General features: G+C 27.9%; 10 protein-coding genes. 8 read left to right on the forward strand and 2 right to left on the reverse strand.

The genetic code is table 11. The features are described 5' to 3' along the window. Window positions 1-5: 5 nt before the first annotated feature. Window positions 6-1058, forward strand: a complete 1053-nt coding sequence (locus tag PXD04_RS15125; protein ID WP_323735659.1) for a glycosyltransferase family 2 protein — start codon at window positions 6-8, stop codon at window positions 1056-1058. On the opposite strand, the gene PXD04_RS15130 is transcribed toward PXD04_RS15125, so the two are convergent. Both PXD04_RS15130 and PXD04_RS15135 read right to left on the reverse strand, forming a co-directional pair. After that, the gene (locus tag PXD04_RS15130; RefSeq protein ID WP_323735660.1) at window positions 1055-3682 is read right to left on the reverse strand and encodes a CDP-glycerol:glycerophosphate glycerophosphotransferase; all 2628 of its coding nucleotides are present in this window, start codon (window positions 3680-3682) and stop codon (window positions 1055-1057) included. The two genes, PXD04_RS15125 and PXD04_RS15130, sit on opposite strands and share 4 nt — an antisense overlap. A gap of 30 nt (window positions 3683-3712) precedes the next feature. Continuing rightward, window positions 3713-5176: a hypothetical protein gene (locus PXD04_RS15135; protein ID WP_323735661.1), complete on the reverse strand. Its 1464-nt coding sequence runs from the start codon at window positions 5174-5176 to the stop codon at window positions 3713-3715. Between the two features lie 197 nt (window positions 5177-5373). On the opposite strand from PXD04_RS15135, the gene PXD04_RS15140 reads away from it, so the two are divergent. The 7 genes from PXD04_RS15140 to PXD04_RS15170 all read left to right on the forward strand — a co-directional run bounded on the left by PXD04_RS15140 (window position 5374) and on the right by PXD04_RS15170 (window position 21097). Beyond that, window positions 5374-11316: a glycosyltransferase gene (locus tag PXD04_RS15140; protein ID WP_323735662.1), complete on the forward strand. Its 5943-nt coding sequence runs from the start codon at window positions 5374-5376 to the stop codon at window positions 11314-11316. Window positions 11317-11326: 10 nt separating this feature from the next. Beyond that, entirely contained in the window at window positions 11327-13966 is a 2640-nt protein-coding gene (locus tag PXD04_RS15145; protein ID WP_323735663.1) for a CDP-glycerol glycerophosphotransferase family protein, read from the forward strand. A gap of 195 nt (window positions 13967-14161) precedes the next feature. After that, window positions 14162-16615, forward strand: coding sequence for a CDP-glycerol glycerophosphotransferase family protein (locus PXD04_RS15150; RefSeq protein ID WP_323735664.1), 2454 nt, complete (start codon window positions 14162-14164; stop codon window positions 16613-16615). A 162-nt stretch (window positions 16616-16777) separates the two neighbouring features. After that, window positions 16778-18010, forward strand: coding sequence for a glycosyltransferase family 2 protein (locus tag PXD04_RS15155; RefSeq protein WP_323735665.1), 1233 nt, complete (start codon window positions 16778-16780; stop codon window positions 18008-18010). Window positions 18011-18014: 4 nt separating this feature from the next. Further along, window positions 18015-19073 carry a glycosyltransferase gene (locus PXD04_RS15160; RefSeq protein WP_323735666.1) on the forward strand — a complete coding sequence of 353 codons (1059 nt, stop codon included), beginning with the start codon at window positions 18015-18017 and terminating at the stop codon, window positions 19071-19073. A gap of 2 nt (window positions 19074-19075) precedes the next feature. Further along, window positions 19076-20095, forward strand: a complete 1020-nt coding sequence (locus PXD04_RS15165) for a glycosyltransferase family 2 protein (RefSeq protein WP_323735667.1) — start codon at window positions 19076-19078, stop codon at window positions 20093-20095. An 18-nt stretch (window positions 20096-20113) separates the two neighbouring features. Continuing rightward, window positions 20114-21097 (forward strand): glycosyltransferase family 2 protein, encoded by a 984-nt coding sequence (locus tag PXD04_RS15170; RefSeq protein ID WP_323735668.1) that lies wholly within the window; start codon window positions 20114-20116, stop codon window positions 21095-21097. The last annotated feature ends 179 nt before the right edge of the window (window positions 21098-21276 follow it).

Raw genomic sequence — 21276 nt, forward strand, 5'->3', positions numbered from 1 at the left:
TAAAAATGTCTAACATTGAAATATCTATAATTATACCAGTATTTAATTCTGAAAAATACTTGGATGAGTGTTTAAAATCAGTAATTCATCAGACATTCACTAGATATGAAATAATATGTGTAAATGATGGATCAACTGATAGCTCACTTAGTATTATTGAAAAATACTTGCAAAAATATGATAATCTAAAAGTACACAATAAAGAAAATGAAGGCCCAGGTTCTGCAAGAAATTATGGACTAAAACATGCAAAAGGAAAATATGTGCTATTTCTTGATTCTGATGACTGGATAGAAGAAAACACTTTGGAAACTTTATATGAAACAGCAATGGAAAACGATTCCGAACTTGTAATGTTCAATGCCATGGAACATTATAAAAACAACAAAACCAAGAACAGGACATATCATGTCATAAAAGAAGATAATAATTTTAGACAATTCTCTTTTGATTATAACAATAATATAAACCTAGTGATGAATGGATATCATATTGTATGCACAAAATTACATAAAATGGATTTTATAAAAAAATATTCGTTATCTTTTGCCGAAAAGGATCAATTCGAGGATGTTTTATTTCATATAAAAAGCATGATATATGCTAAAAGAATATCATACACTCCGAAGGTATTATATCATTATCGAAGAACTGAGGATAATAGTAGGCAAAACAATGCATTAAGTGGTAAGAAAAGTTTACAATTCTTTGAAATATTTGGGGAAGTTAAAGAATTCTTATATGATGAATGTCTGTATGAGAAGTTTAAAATAAATTATTATAAATTTGTTATTAATGAAACAAGAAATATTGAACAAAATATTGATAATAAATATTATGATGACTTTTTCACAAAAGCAAAAAAAACATTCAATAAATTAAGTATAAGTACAAATGATATGATGAGATTACCTTTGGATTATCAGTACTTTTATAAAGCACTTATTGAATCAGATAACTCTTTAATGTTTAGAAAGAATCTGAAAAAAAGTAATAAGAAGTTATTAATAACAAAAAAAGTATTAAAAGTTAAGCAATGGATTAAACAAATCATTTAATTATCATCATTTAATATCCATTCATAAACTCTTTTTGAATTGTTTCTGTCATTGTATTTGAAGAAATCATTTATTCGTTCCACATATTTATCTTCTATCATACAATCATTTTCAATGTATTGCTTAATTAAATTGATTAATTCATTTTCATCATGGACAATTTGTCCAAAACCCATACTTTTATAGTTAAAATAGCCCTCTTTGTAATGATAATCATTATTCTGATAATATATTACAGGCTTCTTAATATAAGCAAAATCAAAGAATACTGAAGAATAATCAGTTATCAGTAATGATGACTTTTTAAACAATTCCTGGTATGATTCGCTTTCTGAAATTTCAATGTAATCCGGTATGTCTAGTAAATGAATATATTTAACTATTTCAGGGTGTGGCTTAAAAACAAACTTAAAATTGTTTTCTTTTAAGATCTTATGTAATTTATTATTATTTAGGAAAGAATTTAATCTTTTATAATAATCGGAAGTTACAAATAGAGTTTCATTTTCTAATTCTATACGCCATGTTGGAACAAATAATATCTGTTTTATTCTTTCATCTTCCAGTTTATCAAATCTTGGAAATCCTAATGTTTGAATAATATTCTCATCATAATTGTATCCTGGTTCTAGGAACGAATCATGTTCATGGTCTGATACAGTAACTATTAATGACAAGTTTTTATCATATTTTTTAATGAATTCGGATATGTTGTCTTTGGTTACACCATGTTGTAGGAAGTATCGTTTTGCTGTTTTCAGTCCATTGTATAAGGAGGGTGTTTTATAGTAATAAGGGTTTATAAAGTTTTCATTAACATATGATGATATTATTTTTTCTGATAATAGGTAGTAGATTTTATGTTTGTATAATCCAAATTTAAGAATATTTTTACTAATCTTTTTCATTTCATTAAAATCATTACTTGATTCATTTAAAACATAGTATTTACTAACACCATCATTTTTATTAATCGAATATTCAAATAGATGTCTTGCATTGTCATCTGCAAATTCTGGTCTGTCCTGATATAGCCAAATCCGCCTATTTCTATAAAAAGGGTAAATTATAAAATAAAGAAAACTAATCAAAACAGCTTCTTTATATCCTGTCGGCTTATCATGAACTATCTGCTTAATATTACTAACCTCAAAACGTAGCATTGACAAATAAGAATAAGGTAATACTACAAACTTATTAAACTTAAACAAAACAATCAAATCATCAGCAACAAAAAATGCACTATGAGTAGACAAACCACAATTATCCCTAAAACTCACATGAGGAATCATTGAATAATCACATGAACTACCATTATATTCAATTTTAAAATAAAATTCATCATCTACAGAAACTCTGGATTTTACATCAAAACTGAAACGATACTTCCATTCAACATCAATAAAAGTTAAAGTTCCACGATTCACATCATTATAAAAAATAGGAACACTATCAATACAAACAGTTGAATCACCACTCTTCCTAACAAGAACAATCCTCAGGTTCTCACTTCTAAAGGAAGACTCAATGTTACCAGAAAAATATATAAAACCATTACTTAACTCAACAATATCCAACCATAATCGGATAGAATTAAAATCGTCAACAACATAACCCTCAGAAACAACCCTTAACTCAGAATCTTCAACTAATTCTAATTGCCCCTTATTTTTCAAATAAACAAAAAACGATTCAATATTGGAATTAACAAATTCATTACCTATAATACAATCCAAATCAATAAAATCTAAAACCTGGTTTAGTTTCTTCCAAAAGTCAACCTTCTCCTGTGCATCTTCAAAAATGTCTAACTTATTAACGGATAACATCCACTGAAGATCATAAACAAACAAATATTGAATAAACTTAGGAATAAAACCTTCATATTTCAAACAAATATCACATAATTTAAGATAAAAACGTTCTAGACGATTAGTATAATATTCTTTCTTTCTTTGCATCAAATCAACAGTACTGCTATTATCACTTCTTTGACGATAATAATATTCAACACCATTAACTAAACCATAAACCTTTTTATCCAATAAAATTTCATTAATAACCAGTGCATCTTCAAGATTAGCTAATTTGGTGTCAAAAGAATAATTTTTCATAACATTTAACTTAATAAAGCTAGATGAAGCAGATAACTGGGGAGTATTTGGTTCAACATTCAAGTCAACTATTCTAGTTTCCTTAAACTTGGAATTTAAACGATGTGGCTTATTCACACGTTCAAATAATATCATAGGAATAGCAACAATATCAACTTCATCAAAGTGTTTTTCAAAAAAAGTATAAACAACATCTAACGTGTTTTTGGAAAAATAATCATCACTATCTAAAAAATTAACATATTTGCCAGTAGCATACTTTAAACCATAATTACGGGCACTGGATTGTCCACCATTACTCTTAGATAATGCAACAACATTCTCAGGATACTTCTCATAAAATTCTGATATAATTTCACCTGATTTATCCGTACTTCCATCATCAACCAGAATCAATTGAACATTATCTCTAAATCCAATGCTCTGATTAATAACACTATTAATAGTTTCTCTAAGATACTTGTCCACATTATAGACTGCAATGATGATAGAAAACTTAAATGAACTCATAGCAAATATGCTCCTAATCCTAAACTATAACTATTTTTCTAAGTCATCATGTATAATCTTTAATATTTCAGGATATTTCTTAATAACATCCCGTATATGCTTATCATTAATACCCTTTCTATTAGTTAACCATAAAGTTGTTTCATTCAATAAATTTAATTCACGGGCAGGATTAATATAAATCAAGTCATGATAACAATCATAAGCAATTTTAAATTTGCTTCCATTAAGCACAGCCATGGCCCAAAACCAAATATCATCACCATACTTACATAATTTTAAAAACTTATCCTCATCAAAAACATCCTTATACAATGCATGTGGTGGATATAATATGCCACCAGCACCAGTCATGAAAGTTAAGAAAGATGCTTCCCGATTATCTGTAATTAATTCCCATGAATTGTATTCTTTAAATTTTTCTTCGGACTCTAAAATCATCTTACGTGCCCTATGGACAATAATATTGTTTGGAAAATCAATGTAAGTTGAATACAATTTAAATAGCCAATCTTTTGGATAGAATATATCATCATCAGCCGTTACAATAATTTCCTCGGAATACTCTTTAAGTACGGGTATTAACTTTTTATAGGAATAAATATTATGGTACCATCTAATATCCAATCCATAACGGGTAAGGTTTAACAAGTCCTTAGGAATATCTTTCTCACGATTTGGAAATTCTTCTTTAGCTAACCATAAAATCAGTTTATCTGGCTTGAACTCTTGATTCAGTAAGGAATAAACAGCATATTTCGCATCATTTATCCTTAAAGGATAAGATGTTAAAGACACAACCACCTTTTTATCACGTGGCTTATTATTTAAACCATAACTGCTAAGAGTACTAAGTTTGTCTTTAAAATATAATCTGTTAATGGCTTTTGGCTGATAAAAAGAGGGATTAAGCTTAACCATACCTTCATCCATACCTTTTAAAACAAGGTATACTAAAGGATTAACTTCTGATTTTCTTGCATTAACATTATACTCTTTGTAAAACGATGCATCAAAATATGAACTAGGATTCTTTCCTTCATAATATCCATGATATAAGTAATGAAAAATAGGTGGAACACTTAAATTATAATCATATTCCTGCTCATAATATTTTTTATCAAAAAAATTCAGTAATAAAATCTTCTTAAAACCATTGAAATAAACTTCATTAGAGAATAAATCAATAATAATCTCTTTATATAAATTATTTTCAAATTCTAATTTTTTAAGACCATAACTAAAATGAGCACTATCTTGTTTGGTTTTATCATTAATATATTTAAGCTTATAATCTTCAGATAATTCCAAATCTAATAAAGGGTCTTCTTCAATTTTAATAATACTATGAGTCTTAAATGTCTCATGGTCCATGTTTTTATTGTAAACATTTGTTAATAATTTCTTAAATTCCTTATTTGAATAAATTAACTTATTCAATAAGCGAACTTTAGAAAAAACCTTATTTTTATCATATAAATTACTAAAAAACATAGAATAATCCTTAATATTACTTACTATGATATATGTTATAGTTTAAATAAATACTTTAGTACTTATCATAATTACTTGTATAATTCAATTACAATTAATATTTATAAGATATTTTAAAGTAGTTAAATCAACATAAATATAAATTAATATTTTAATGTAAAAAAAATTATACCAATATAAAACATGAGGGGAAAGCATTGAACAATACATGTAACTTTACAATAATAATACCATACAAAAACTCAGAAATGCACATAGAAGAAACATTATTATCAATAACCGAACAAAAACTATCATTCAAAGCAAACGTTCAATTAATATTATTAAACAACAATTCAAAGGACAACTCAACACTAATAGTCAGACACTTCCAAAGAACATACCCTAAAAACATAAGCATAATCAACGAGTCAAACATAAACAAATCCAAAAACATTGCACTAAAACAAGCTAAAGGAAAATACATAGCATTCATAAACAGTAACGACTATTTATCCAAAGAAGTACTAGCAAATGTGTTAACACAATTTAAACAAAACCCCGAATGTAACATAGTTAAAGTACCCTTCAACGAAATAGGTGTAAATCAGGAAATAAAAGAACAACTCGGACAAACAATAATAAACCTAGAAAAAACAAACAACATCCCCACAACATTAGAATCTTTATTTATAAAAAAAGAAATACTTCAAAACCAACAATATGACGAAACACTAACCGACTCCGAAAACCTACAATTAATAAACAATATTTTCACCAGTAACAAAACAATCAACATCGCAGAAGGAACATATAACAAAAGATTAACAAATCAAACAATTAAAACAAAACAACACTACGAAAACAAGATAACAACATATAAACAACTACTAAAAACAGAAAACAACAATCCAAATTATGTTCAAAACCTAATTTTAAAAGATTTAAACAAAATAATAACAGTACCCCACATACATCTATTCAAAACAACAGAAGAAAAAGAAAGCTATGTCAACTCAATACAGGAAATACTACAACAAATAGACACACAAAAAATATTAAAACAAAAATTCACAAAAAACATAAAAAAACTATTAATACACTTAAAAGAAAACAAAGAACAAAAAACCACACAAAATAACTTACAATTATATGAAATATTTAACAATTACTACCTGGAAGGAAATGAAATAAAATTCACAATAATACTAGAAACAATAGGAACACCAAAATACTTGGAAGAAAGCATCAAATCAATAATAAACCAGACACTACTCTTCAAAGAAAACATCCAAATAATAATTATCAACAATAACACCAACATTGAAACAACATGTATATCAGAACACTATCAGAAAATATACCCTCAAAACATAAGAATAATAACAGAAGATTCACAAAATGCTAAAAAAATTGCAATACAACAAGCAAAAGGAACATACATAAGTTTCCTGAATGAATCAGACTACTACTCCTGGAATGTAATGGAAAATGTATACAACGCATTTAAGGAAAATCCACAAACAAACATAATAAAAATAGGATATAAAGAAGTAGGAATCAAAGAACAATATACTGAACAAGAAAATACAAGCATAAACCTCAATAACATAATAAACAAAGATTACTCATACAAAACATTATTCATAAAAAAAGACAAACTCACACAATACAATTTCAATCATGACAAACATGACACAGAAAATCTGCACATACTAACAGATCTAATACAAAACAATCCAGAAATATTTCTAACTAAAGGATGGTATAATCATAGAACAATCAACACATTACAAACAGAACACCACTTCCAAAAAATAAAAGTATGCCAAGAATTACTAAACAAGACCAATAATAATTACACACAAAACCTAGTAATATCAGTCATAGATGAATTATTCACAACAGAATATATAGAAAATTTAGATGATAACAACGAGAAAAAAGATTACATTACCACGATACAAGAAATAACAAAGCAGTTAACTAAAGAACAAATAATTAATCACCAATACACTAACAACAAGACAAAAAGATTATTAATATACCTAAAAGAACAAATATCAGAAAATACAACAAATCTAGAAGTTTATAATATAATAAACACCATATTTCTCAAGGAAAACGAGATAGACTATTATCAATCAGGATCATTCAATTTCTCAATAATAATACAATACTCAAACTCAGAAAGGCTAATAGAAAAAACAATAACCTCCATAACAGAAGACCAAACACTACCTTTCAAACAAAACACTCAACTAATATTTATCAATAACCAAAGCACAGACAATTCAACAACAATAATCAAACACTACCAAAACCAATACCCCGAAAACATATCCATAATCAATGAATCAAACATAAATAAAGCCAAAAACAGAGCACTCAAATATGCAACAGGAAAATATGTAGCAATAATCAACGGAACAGATTACATATCACCCCATACACTAGAAAACGTACTTGAAATGTTCCCAGAAAACAATGAAATAAACATAATCAAAATGCCAATAAAACATATAGGACTACACAATATCAAAGACCCCATACTACAAGAAGATTCAATAGTAGACCTAAGGGAACATCCAAGCAAAACTCAAACATACGAATCCCTATTTATAAAAAACAAAATAATTAAACAAGAACAATTCGATGAAACACAAACAGATATAGATAACATAGAATTACTAAACAAAATCATACTAGAAAACCCAGTATTAGGAATAGCAAAAGGACAATACTATCAAAGAGTAACATATGATAATCTAAGAATACAAAACCAAAATCAAAGCACAAAAGAACATTATCAAAACAAAATAAAAACCTACCAAAAAATAATAAAAGAATCCACCAATAACGAAAATAAAATCAATGATTACACACAATACATGATATCCGATGATTTAGAACAACTAATCAGCAAAGCACATTTACATCTTTTCGAAACAGAACAAGAAAAAACAGAATACCTTAACAATCTAGAAAATATAATACAACAATTAGATGAAAACAAGATAATTAACCAAAAACACACATATACAAATATTAAACGTTTACAAAAATCATATAACAAGAAAAAAAACTATGAAGAAGATAATTTAACAATAAACAACATCACAGAAAAAGATAACAACATATACATTAAAGGAAACTACACATCAATACGAAACAACAAACACATACCAATCAACATAATACTAAACGAAAAAACAGAAATTCCATGCAACATCATCAAAACAGAAAACACAAACTATGATCCAGTAACACTAGCCGATGAAATAGAATTCACAGACCACTTCGAAACAACAATACCTAAAAACAATACCACAAAATTCGAATTTCAAATAACAGAAAACAACACACAATACACCCCACAAATAAAACTACAAGAAAATAAAAAAACAAAAAACTCAGTAAACATAAACAAAGAACTAATAGCATACAACAATACCAGAGACATAATACTTCAGGAAACAAAAAAAGACAAACATTACACATTCTCAATAATAATGGCAGTATACAACACAGAAAGATTCATAGAAGAATCAATAAATTCAGTCATCAACCAGACACTAAGTTTCAAAGAAAACACAGAACTAATCATAGTAGATGATGGAAGCACAGACAATTCAATAAACATAATAAAAGGATACAAAGAACAATACCCTGAAAACATAACAATCATAGAAAAAACACATAGTGGACAAGCAAGTGCAAGAGACTTGGGACTAAAAATAGCAACAGGACAATATGTTAACTTCCTAGACAGTGATGACTACCTTGAAAAAGACACACTAGAAAAAGTAAAAGATTATATTGATACAATAAACAATAAAACAGATGTTATAACAATCCCAATGAATTATGTGGATCGACTGGAAAAAGAACACCCACTAAATTACAAATATGATCAAACAAGGATAATAAACCTCGAAGAAGAATATGAAAACCCACAGTTGTCCATATCATCAGCTTTCATAAACACAGAAACCATACAAAAATATGAATTTGACACATCATTAATAAGCTCAGAAGATACATTAATACTAAACAAAGTTCTACTCGAAAAAAGGACAATGGGCGTACTAAATAACACACATTATAATTACCGGTTACGATTTAGTGAAGACAACCTCACAGAAAGTCTAACAACAGATAAACAGTATTACACACACAGATTAGAACACTTCCACAAACACCTATTAAACTACTGCCTGGAAGAATATGATGAAATACCATTATTCATACAATACATGATAGCAACAGACCTAAACAAATTGTTCAGCATACGAAAATTAGATGTATTTGAAGACAAAGACGAAATAGACGAGTTCTGGGAATACATTAAAAGTAATGATGGAAAATATGACATATTAACACACATATCCGATGAATGCATAAAAAATAATAATAACATTAAACAACCACTAAAATCCCTAATGTTATACCATAAAAACAGAGAATACAAAGTGTCAGTATCAAAAAATGGTATAGTAAAATTATCAACAAAGAATCATACAATAGACACACTAAATAATCATGGATTATGGTTTGACATAATAGAAGTCCGCTTTAACAAATTAAACCTATCCGGACACTTCGTATCCAACTTCTACCCAGAAACAATCACACTAAAAATTATCAAAACAAACGAAAACGGACGAGAACAAGCATATCCATGTGAATACTTCGAATATGCTACAGAAGACCGCAGTCACCTAGAATCATTATCATTCCCATGGAGGTATGATTACAACTTCAATGTACAAGTACCATTAGATAATGTTAGTATAGCAGACTTCAGATTCGAATTAAGATATGAGGAAAACGGAAAAACCATAACAATAACACCAACAATAGGATTCAGAGTACCATCCGGATTAACAGAATTCAACAAATACTTCGTACAAGAATCCAGAATAGTATTCTACCAAGACAAAAAAATATACATCTACCCATACTCCTATAAAATGATGTTAAAACGAGAATTCAGAACATTACAACTAATAACACAAGACAAACAAGACGGATACAAGAAAATAATATTCTACAGAATACTCTACATGATATTATACCCATTCATGAAAAACAAGAGAATATGGTTTATAAATGATAGATTAGACAGTGCAGACGAAAACGGAATACATTTATTCAAATACGCAAAACAACAAAAAGATGGAATAAAAAAATATTACATACTAGACAAACACTGTGATGACTACAAAAAACTTAAAAAAAGATATGGTAGAAGCATACTCGCACATAACTCATTCAAACATAAACTATTATACTTCTTCACAGAAAAAAGAATAGCCTCATTTTTAAATGAATCATTCTTCAACCCATTCTGGATTGACGGAAACTATGATATAAGAAAAATATACTGTAACCTGGTAACATCACCATGGTATTTCCTTCAACATGGAGTAATATATAGGGACTTAACCAGTCACATCAAACGATACAAATACAACCTAGCACTAATAGTAACATCAGCAGAACGTGAAAGACAATCATTCTTTGACCTAAAATATGGATTCCCTGAAGAAGTTGTTCAAATACTAGGACTACCAAGATATGATAACCTCATCAAAAACAATGAAGTCAAAAAACAGATTCTATTCACACCTACATGGAGATTACAACTAGAAAAAGACGAATCGTTGTTCTTAAATTCGGATTATTATCATATGTTGAATAGTTTTTTAAGTAATGGTGAGCTTTTTGAATTGTTGGATGAGTATGGTTATAAGTTTATATTTAAGCCTCATCCTCAGTTGATTAAGCATTTGGATTCTTTTGAGATGAATGAGGCTGTTGTTGTTTCTACGGGGGAGTCTTATCAGGAGTTGATAAGGGATTCTGCGTTGATGATTAGTGATGTTTCTTCGGTGATTTCGGATTTTGCTTATCTTAAGAAACCGATTATTTATTATCAGAAGAATGAGGATCATCATTTTGAGCCTTTCTTTGATTATGTGAGTGAAGGTTTTGGTGATGTGCTTAAGAGTGAGGATGATGTTATCTGTAAGTTGAGGTTTTATCTTGAAAATGGTTGTGTGATGGAAGATAAATATAAAGAGAGGGTTTCAAACTTTTTCAAGTATAATGATAAGAATAATTGTAAACGTGTGTATGAGTGGATTTTAAAGCATTAAGTTGATTATTATGAGTGATAAGAAAGGTTTTATGTTTTCTGTGGTATTGACTGTGTCTGATAATCCGGGTTATTTGGAGCAATCGATTAGTTCTGTGTTGGATCAGACATTGGATTTTAAGGATAATGTTCAGATAATTTTTATAGATTATGGGGGATGTGTTGAGTCAACAGAGCTTATTAGGCGTGTTGGTCGTGTGTATCCGGATAATGTTGTTATTTTGTCAAAGGATTATCTTGGTCAGCCTTATGCTGAAAATAATGTTTATAAAGTTCCTGGTGGTGAATATGTTACATTCCTTGAAGGAACTGATTACTTCTCAAAAAACACATTCGAACAAGTAAAAAACTTCTATGATAAACATTCTGAAGAGAGTAATATAGTATCAATTCCAGTAATTAATGGAAATACCGAAGATAGATTAAACTACAAATTCGAACAAACAAGAATAATAAATCTTGAAGAAGAGGCTAATAATCCACAACTACACCTAAAATCATGTTTTATCAAAAAATCAGCACTACACAACTACAAATACAATAGAAAAACATTATTTGAAGAAGAAACCATACTAATAAACCAATTACTCTTAGATCTTCCACGAATAGGTGTGATAAAAAATGTTAAATATTATATTAGACAAATATTCGACCCTAAACTCTTTAAAAACAAAACAATCCAAGAAAAAAAATATATTCAAAGAATAATTTTTATTAAAAAATTATTATCCACATCAATCACAAAAAAGAGTATTGTACCTGATTTTATCAAATATACAATCACATACTACATACAAAACATACTTAAACTACCTGATTTAAGTTTTCTAGATAAAGAAGGAAAAAACCAGTTACTTGGCGAAGTACAGAGTATTATCAGTATTCTTGATGATGATATGATTTATGATAATGAGAATATTGATTATGCTTTGAAGGGTTTCTTCATTTATCTTAAAAAGGGCGTATATTCTATTGTTGGTGAAGATGATAATGTTGTGATGCGGTCTGGTGATTATTATATTGATGATCTTAAGAAACATAGGATATGGTTGGATATAGTTGATATTAATGACAATCAGTTGATAATTTCTGGGGTATATACTACAAACTTTGATAATGATTCACTTAGAATAAACCTGATTAAAGAAGATGCAGGAAATAATAGGGAAACTTTTTCATGTGATTATTTTACTTATCCTCAAAGGGATAGAAGTAATGTTGAATATTTGGGCATTCCATGGAAGTTTGTTTATAATTTCGAAGTGTCATTAAAATTAAAAGATGTAATTCATAACAAATATACTTTCGAAGTAACATTTGAAGAAAATAATATTCAAATGAAATATACTCCTCGGATAGAGTTCAGGATATCCTCTTATTTTTCTAGTGTATCTATTTATGCGGTTATTGGGGAGTATATTTTATTTAAGGATAGTTCTTCTATTTCGGTTATTCCTTATTCTTTTAGGAAACTTTTTAACTTTGAAGTTAAGAATATTTTTAAAATCATTAAAAGTTCTGAAAAAGGTAAGGTGGGAGCTGCATTTATGCATTTCTTATATCTTTTATTGTATAAGTTAATGGATAATAAGAAGATTTGGTTATTGAATGATAGACTGGACATGGTCGATGATAATGCAAAACATTTATTTGAGTATGCACTTAAACAAGATGATGGTATAAATAAGTATCTTATCGTAGACAAAAATTCTGAAGATTATAAAAAACTTAAAAAGAATTATAAGAACATCATAACTTATGGATCATTCAAACATAAAATATTATACCTATTCAGTGAAAAAAGAATATCATCTCTCCTAAATGAAAAATTTTTCAATCCCTTCTATAATGACGAAGAAGATAAACGCAAACTCTACTGTAATTTAGTAACAGCACCAAGATACTTCATACAACACGGAGTAATCTACAGAAACTTAACAGAACACATAAAACGATATAATCATAATCTAAGATTAATAGTTACCTCAGCAGAACGTGAAAAACAATCATTCTTTGACCTAAACTATAGATTCCCAGAAGAAGTTGTTCAAATACTAGGACTTCCACGTTTTGACAACCTTATAAGAGATAACAAAATAAAAAAACAAATATTATTCACGCCAACATGGAGATTACAACTAGACAAAAATGAATCGTTGTTCTTAAATTCGGATTATTATCATATGTTGAATAGTTTTTTAAGTAATGGTGAGCTTTTTGAATTGTTGGATGAGTATGGTTATAAGTTTATATTTAAGCCTCATCCTCAGTTGATTAAGCATTTGGATTCTTTTGAGATGAATGAGGCTGTTGTTGTTTCTACGGGGGAGTCTTATCAGGAGTTGATAAGGGGTTCTGCGTTGATGATTAGTGATGTTTCTTCGGTGATTTCGGATTTTGCTTATCTTAAGAAGCCGATTATTTATTATCAGAAGAATGAGGATCATCATTTTGAGCCTTTCTTTGATTATGTGAGTGAAGGTTTTGGTGATGTGCTTAAGAGTGAGGATGATGTTATCTGTAAGTTGAGGTTTTATCTTGAAAATGGTTGTGTGATGGAGGATAAGTATAAAGAGAGGGTTTCAAACTTTTTCAAGTATAATGATAAGGATAATTGTAAACGTGTGTATGAGTGGATTTTAAAGCATTAAGTTGATTATTATGAGTGATAAGAAAGGTTTTATGTTTTCTGTGGTATTGACTGTGTCTGATAATCCGGGTTATTTGGAGCAATCGATTAGTTCTGTGTTGGATCAGACATTGGATTTTAAGGATAATGTTCAGATAATTTTTATAGATTATGGGGATGTGTTGAGTCAACAGAGCTTATTAGGCGTGTTGGTCGTGTGTATCCGGATAATGTTGTTATTTTGTCAAAGGATTATCTTGGTCAGCCTTATGCTGAAAATAATGTTTATAAAGTTCCTGGTGGTGAATATGTTACATTCCTTGAAGGAACTGATTACTTCTCAAAAAACACATTCGAACAAGTAAAAAACTTCTATGATAAACATTCTGAAGAGAGTAATATAGTATCAATTCCAGTAATTAATGGAAATACCGAAGATAGATTAAACTACAAATTTGAACAAACAAGAATAATAAATCTTGAAGAAGAGGCTAATAATCCACAACTACACCTAAAATCATGTTTTATCAAAAAATCAGCACTACGCAACTACAAATACAATAGAAAAACATTATTTGAAGAAGAAACCATACTAATAAACCAATTACTCTTAGATCTTCCACGAATAGGTGTGATAAAAAATGTTAAATATTATATTAGACAAATATTCGACCCTAAACTCTTTAAAAACAAAACAATCCAAGAAAAAAAATATATTCAAAGAATAATTTTTATTAAAAAATTATTATCCACATCAATCACAAAAAAGAGTATTGTACCTGATTTTATCAAATATACAATCACATACTACATACAAGACATACTTAAAATACCTGATTTAGATTTTCTGGATAAAGAAGAAAAAAATAGTTTGTTTGAAGAAATTAGGAGTATTATTGGTATTCTTGATGATGATATGATTTATGATAATGAGAATATTGATTATGCTTTGAGGGGTTTCTTTATTTATCTTAAAAAGGGTGTATATTCTATTGTTGGTGAGGATGATAATGTTGTGATGCGGTCTGGTGATTATTATATTGATGATCTTAAGAAACATAGGATATGGTTGGATATTGTTGATATTAAGGATGATTGCTTGGTAATCTCTGGGGTATATACTACAAACTTTGATAATGATTCACTTAGAATAAATCTGATTAAAGAAGATGCAGGAAATAATGGGGAAACTTTTTCATGTGATTATTTTACTTATCCTCAAAGGGATAGAAGCAATGTTGAATATTTGGGCATTCCATGGAAGTTTGTTTATAATTTTGAAGTGTCATTAGAATTAAAAGATGTAATTCATAATAGATATACTTTTGAAGTATTATTTGAAGAAAATAATATTCAAATGGACTATACTCCTCGGATAGAGTTCAGGATATCTTCCTATTTTTCTAGTGTATCAATTTATGCGGTTATTGGGGAGTATATTTTATTTAAGGATAGTTCTTCTATTTCGGTTATTCCTTATTCGTTTAGGAAACTTTTTAACTTTGAAGTTAAGAATATTTTTAAAATCATTAAAAGTTCTGAAAAAGGTAAGGTGGGAGCTGCATTTATGCATTTGCTCTACCTCATATTATATAGGTATATGGATAATAAGAGGATTTGGTTATTGAATGATAGACTGGACATGGTTGATGATAATGCAAAACATTTATTTGAGTATGCACTTAAACAAGATGATGGTATAAATAAGTATCTTATCGTAGACAAAAATTCTGAAGATTATAAGGAACTTAAAAAGAATTATAAGAACATCATAACTTATGGATCATTCAAACATAAAATATTATACCTATTCTGTGAGAAAAGAATATCTTCATTTTTGAATGAAAATTTTTTCAATCCCTTCTATAATGACGAAGAAGATAAACGTAAATTCTATTGTAATTTAGTAACAGCACCAAGATATTTCCTCCAACATGGAGTAATATCCTGTGATTTAACAGAACAAATCAGACGATATGATCATAATTTATCTTTAATACTCACATCATCAGATCTTGAATGCCAATCATTCTTTGACTTGGACTATAATTTTCCGAGGCAATCTATTCAGGTATTAGGACTTCCAAGATATGATAAATTAACAAATAAGGAAAAAAGGAAACAAATATTATTTATACCTTCCTGGAGATCATACCTTGATAATGATGGGGAACTTTTAAAACAATCTGATTATTATAAGTCAATTGAAAGCTTAATTAATAATAATAAACTAGCAAAATTATTAGATTCTGCTGGTTATCAATTAATATTTAAGCCACATCCTGAACTAATTAAACATACCGAAAAGTTCAACATAGGTAGTAATGTAAAGTTATCAATTAATAATTCATTCCAGGAATTATTTAACAATTCTTCATTATTAATCACAGATTTCTCATCAGTAATATTTGATTTTTCTTATCTGAAAAAGCCTGTAATATACTATCAACCAAATGATGATTACCATTACAAAGAAGGCTACTTTAACTATGAAGATATGGGATTTGGTGAAGTAATTAGGAATGAAGAAGATTTAATACTGAAAATAAGGGAATACATCGAAAACAATTGTATTATGGAAGAAAAATACCAAGAAAGAGTAACTTCCTTTTTTAAGTATCATGATAAAAATAATTCAAAAAGAGTTTATGATTGGATTAAAAAAAATTAGTAACACATTACTTCCATAAAAAATCTATTTAATGTCTTTATCATATAATTTAAGCATTAATCAATAAAATATAACTAAAAACTATATACTAAGTTAATCAAATAATTATTTAATTAAAACTGGGATAAAATATCAGTTTAATATTTTATGGGGATTAAAAAAATGAAGAAAATATCTGTAATAATACCTGTCTATAATGCATCAGATTCTATTGAAACAACATTAAATAGTGTTATAAATCAAAATATTGATAAAATGGAAGTAATATGTATAAATGATGGGTCAACTGATAAATCCTCAGAAATATTGAACAAATATTCATCAAAACATGATTTTATAAAAATAATTAATCAAAAAAACATGGGACCAGCCGGAGCAAGAAATAACGGAATACTTGAAGCTGAAGGAGAATACATAGCATTTCTAGATGCAGATGACATATACCTTGACAATGAAGCTCTAGATAAGATGCATAAAATAGCTGTCAAAAATGATGCTGACATGGTATCAGCAAATCTAAGAAAAATTAAACAGAATGGCGAATTAGAAGAAAGTTATGACTATAAAAATGCACAGTTTACTTATTTTACAAAAGAAACTATTATTAAAGCACCAGAATATGGAATACCATGGGCTTTCTATAAAAACATATATAAGAAAGAATTTTTAATCAAAAATAATATAACTTTTCCTGATTTACTAAGAGGACAGGATCCCGTCTTTTTGGCAGAAGTATTAACTCATATAGAACAGATTTACACAGTACCCCTAGATTTTTATGGATATAACTATTCTATTGGTGGCGGATTAAACATAAAATTAGACACACACGCTAAAATAAAGGATTACATATCACATTATAAAGAAGTATTTAACATATTAAAAGATGAAGAATTCCAGGACACAGTATACAATTATAAAAAAGAATTCATAGACTACCTAAATTTCAGACAAAACATCAACAATGAAACTATTAAAGAGATATTGTCAGAAGAATTTGGTGACTATAAATACTTCCAAGAATCAGATTATGGTTATTTAATCCTCAAGACATTAATAGATGATTATGATGAGAATGATGAAGAATACGATTTAATAAAATATTGTCTATTTGAAGAAAGTATGCTGGAAGACACTTTCATAGACATTGAACGTTTACAAGATTTTGTAAAAATATCCAAAGATAATGATATAACAAAGAGGGAATCATCATTCAAACAACTAAAAAATATAGACAATTACACATTTGAAGAAAAAAGAAAAATCAATGGAAAAGTGGATAAATTAAAGATAGATATTGCACGATTCATAAAATCAAATAATGATATATTAACATCAAATAGTTGGAAAATAACAGGATTTTTACGATCTATAAAAAATAACTCTGGGGAATAATTACATGACAAAAGTAACATTAATAATGATAATAAACTCGGAAAATTATCACGAAAAAAAAATTCAAAACATATTAAAATACTCAGTATATGATTTTGAATTAATATGGATAAAAAATTATTCCAAACAAGGGGAAAACATCGCAATCAATGATTCAAGGATAAAAATAAAAGAATCAGAAGAAAATAATCTGATGAAAACATTAAACATATCAATAAATGAAGCACAAGGAAAATACATAATATTCACAAACACACTAAACATATTATTGGATGATACATTAAAAAGAGGATATAACAAATTGGAAGAAAATAATGCAGATATGATAATATTCTCAGGAAAAACAAAGGAATCAACATTAATATCCAGAATAACACAAGGAAAACCATTCAACATAGAAAAAATAAGAGAACATGTATTTTCAACAAACTTTCAATTACAAGATTGCCTGTACAACAAACAATTTCTATTGAACAAAAATATACAATTCAATACACATAATAACAATGACTCAGAAGTATTCACATTTAAAAGTCTCATAAAAGCAGATAAAATATTATTATACGAAAAAAAATTAAATAATCCCAACAAAGAACAAATAACAATACAAGAATATAAACAATACCTTGAAAATCTCGAATATATTAAAGAAATATTCTACCAAAAATATGATCATATAATAGAACAAGCAGTAAACAATTATGCAATCAATCAAGCAATCAAAGCATACAATAAAATAGGAATAAAAAATAAAAAAGCAGCATATAATTTACTTAGAACAAATTTCATAGAAAAATTAAATACAAAAACAATAGAACAATACATAAAAACACTTACAAGCAGAAACAAGAAACAATTCGAACAAGTAATCATAACAGAAAGTGTAGAAGAATACGAACTACTAAAAAAAGTCTATGAAGATAAAAAGCATATAAACTACATGAAAAGATACGAACAAATACTACAAACAGAATACAAGAAAATACGAGAATTTAATCATAGTTTAATATCATCAAACAGTTGGAAAATAACCAAATTTTTAAGAATAAGAAACAAGTTGTGATAATGATGGTAAAAGTATCTGTTGTAATACCAGTATACAATGTTGAAAAATATTTGGATGAAAGTTTAAAATCTATAATAAACCAAACATTAACTGATATTGAAATTATATGCATAAATGATGGATCAACCGATAACTCATTGGACATCCTACAAAAATACGGAAAACAAGATAACAGGATAAAAATAATCAACCAAGAAAATCAGGGACACGCAGTAGCAACAAACATTGGAATGTCACAAGCAATCGGAGAATACTTATTTTTAATGGATTCTGATGATATCTTAGAACATAAAGCACTAGAACTCACATACAACAGAGCAAAAGAAACCAATGTGGACTTTGTAATATTTAAGGCATTAAACTATAATCACGACCAACAAAAATACTACGAAACACCATCATACAGTATGAACGAAATATATGGAAGAGTACAAGAAAACATATTCAGTTACAAAGACGTACAAGATTTAATATTTACCATGTCAGTAACACCATGGAGTAAACTATACAACAGACAATTCATCCAAGACAACAACATAATATTTCCTGAAGGATTAATATTTGATGACAACATATTCTTTTGGGAAGTACTCTTCAATGCCAAAAAAATAGTATTCCTAAATGAATTCCTATTTATCAGAAGATTTTACTCCACATCATCAACAAATAATGGAGACCTAAGATTTCTAGATTCAATAGAAATAAATAACATGATATGGGAAACATTCAAGAAACATAACCATTTCAAAACACACAAAAAAGAATTATATAATAATAAAGTACTGTCAGCATACAATAGATTCACAAAAATTAAGGAAATCCACAAAGAAACATTTTTCCAAGAAATGAAAAAATCATACATGAAAATACTCGAAGATGAAGAACTATTTGATGACTTCATAAAAAATTTGAATGAAAACAATAAACAGATATTCATACAAGTATTAAGCACACAAAACAGCAACGACTTTGAACTTCTAAGACTAACTTACAGCTCAATAATAAAAAACACTAAATAAAGGGTGGTGAATAATAAAATGGAAAAAAAACAACCAAAAGTATCTGTAATAATGCCATCATTAAACATGAAAAAATACATAACACAATCAATAGAAAGCGTAATCAACCAAACACTAACAGATATAGAAATTTTATGTATAGATGCGGGCAGTGATGATGGAACACTAGAAATACTGAAAAAATATGCAGAAGAAGATGAAAGAGTACATGTATTCTTATCAAACAAGAAAAGTTATGGAGCACAAGTAAACCAAGGATTAAACAATGCAAAAGGAGAATATGTTTCAATAATTGAAACAGATGACTACATCCAAGAAAACATGCTGGAATCATTATATAACTTGACACAAATAGGATATATTGACATAGTAAAAGGAAACTTCTACCATGTATATGATAATGTAGAAAACATCATTAAAGCAGACACTGCAAAAAGGTCTCTAGCAAACCTGGATAAAGCATTCAAAATAAACAATCAACCAATATTTCTCGAAGGACATCCATCAATATGGTCAGCAATATACAAGAGAAGTTTCCTATTAAACAATGAAATCATGTTCCTGGAAGAAGAAGGAGGAGCATGGGTAGATAACCCATTTTTCTATGAAACTGCATTAAAAGCACAAACAATAAGATATACGGACACTCCCTACTATTATTATAGAGAATCCAATGAAAATTCATCAACAAACAACTTAACAAACTTAAGCATACCAGCAAAAAGAATAAAAGACATATTTGAAGTATTAAAAGATAATGAATGGGACAACCCAGAAATAAAAATATTATTTTATAACAGGATATTTCGATACATAGAAATCATAATAGAAAACCAAGAAAAAAGTGGAGAAGAACTAGACTATGAAGCAACAAAAGATGTACATGAAATACTAAGAAATGTTGATATAACTTATGTACAAGAAAATTTATCCACCAAAAATAAAAGAATCTACTATAAATTCGCCTCCCCATTAATCTTAGCAAAATTTGAAAATAATTAAGCTAAGAAAACTACATTTTTCCACACTTTTTGAAATGAAATTAATTAAAAATATATTCTATTTCTTACATATATTATATTATTATCGAGAATTACTGAGAAAAATAGATAAAAAAATTTTTTATCAACACAATCAATAATTCAAGGAAAAAAATAATTATAATCATGAATTATGGGAGA

This window comes from Methanosphaera sp. ISO3-F5, assembly GCF_034480035.2.
Lineage (GTDB): Archaea > Methanobacteriota > Methanobacteria > Methanobacteriales > Methanobacteriaceae > Methanosphaera.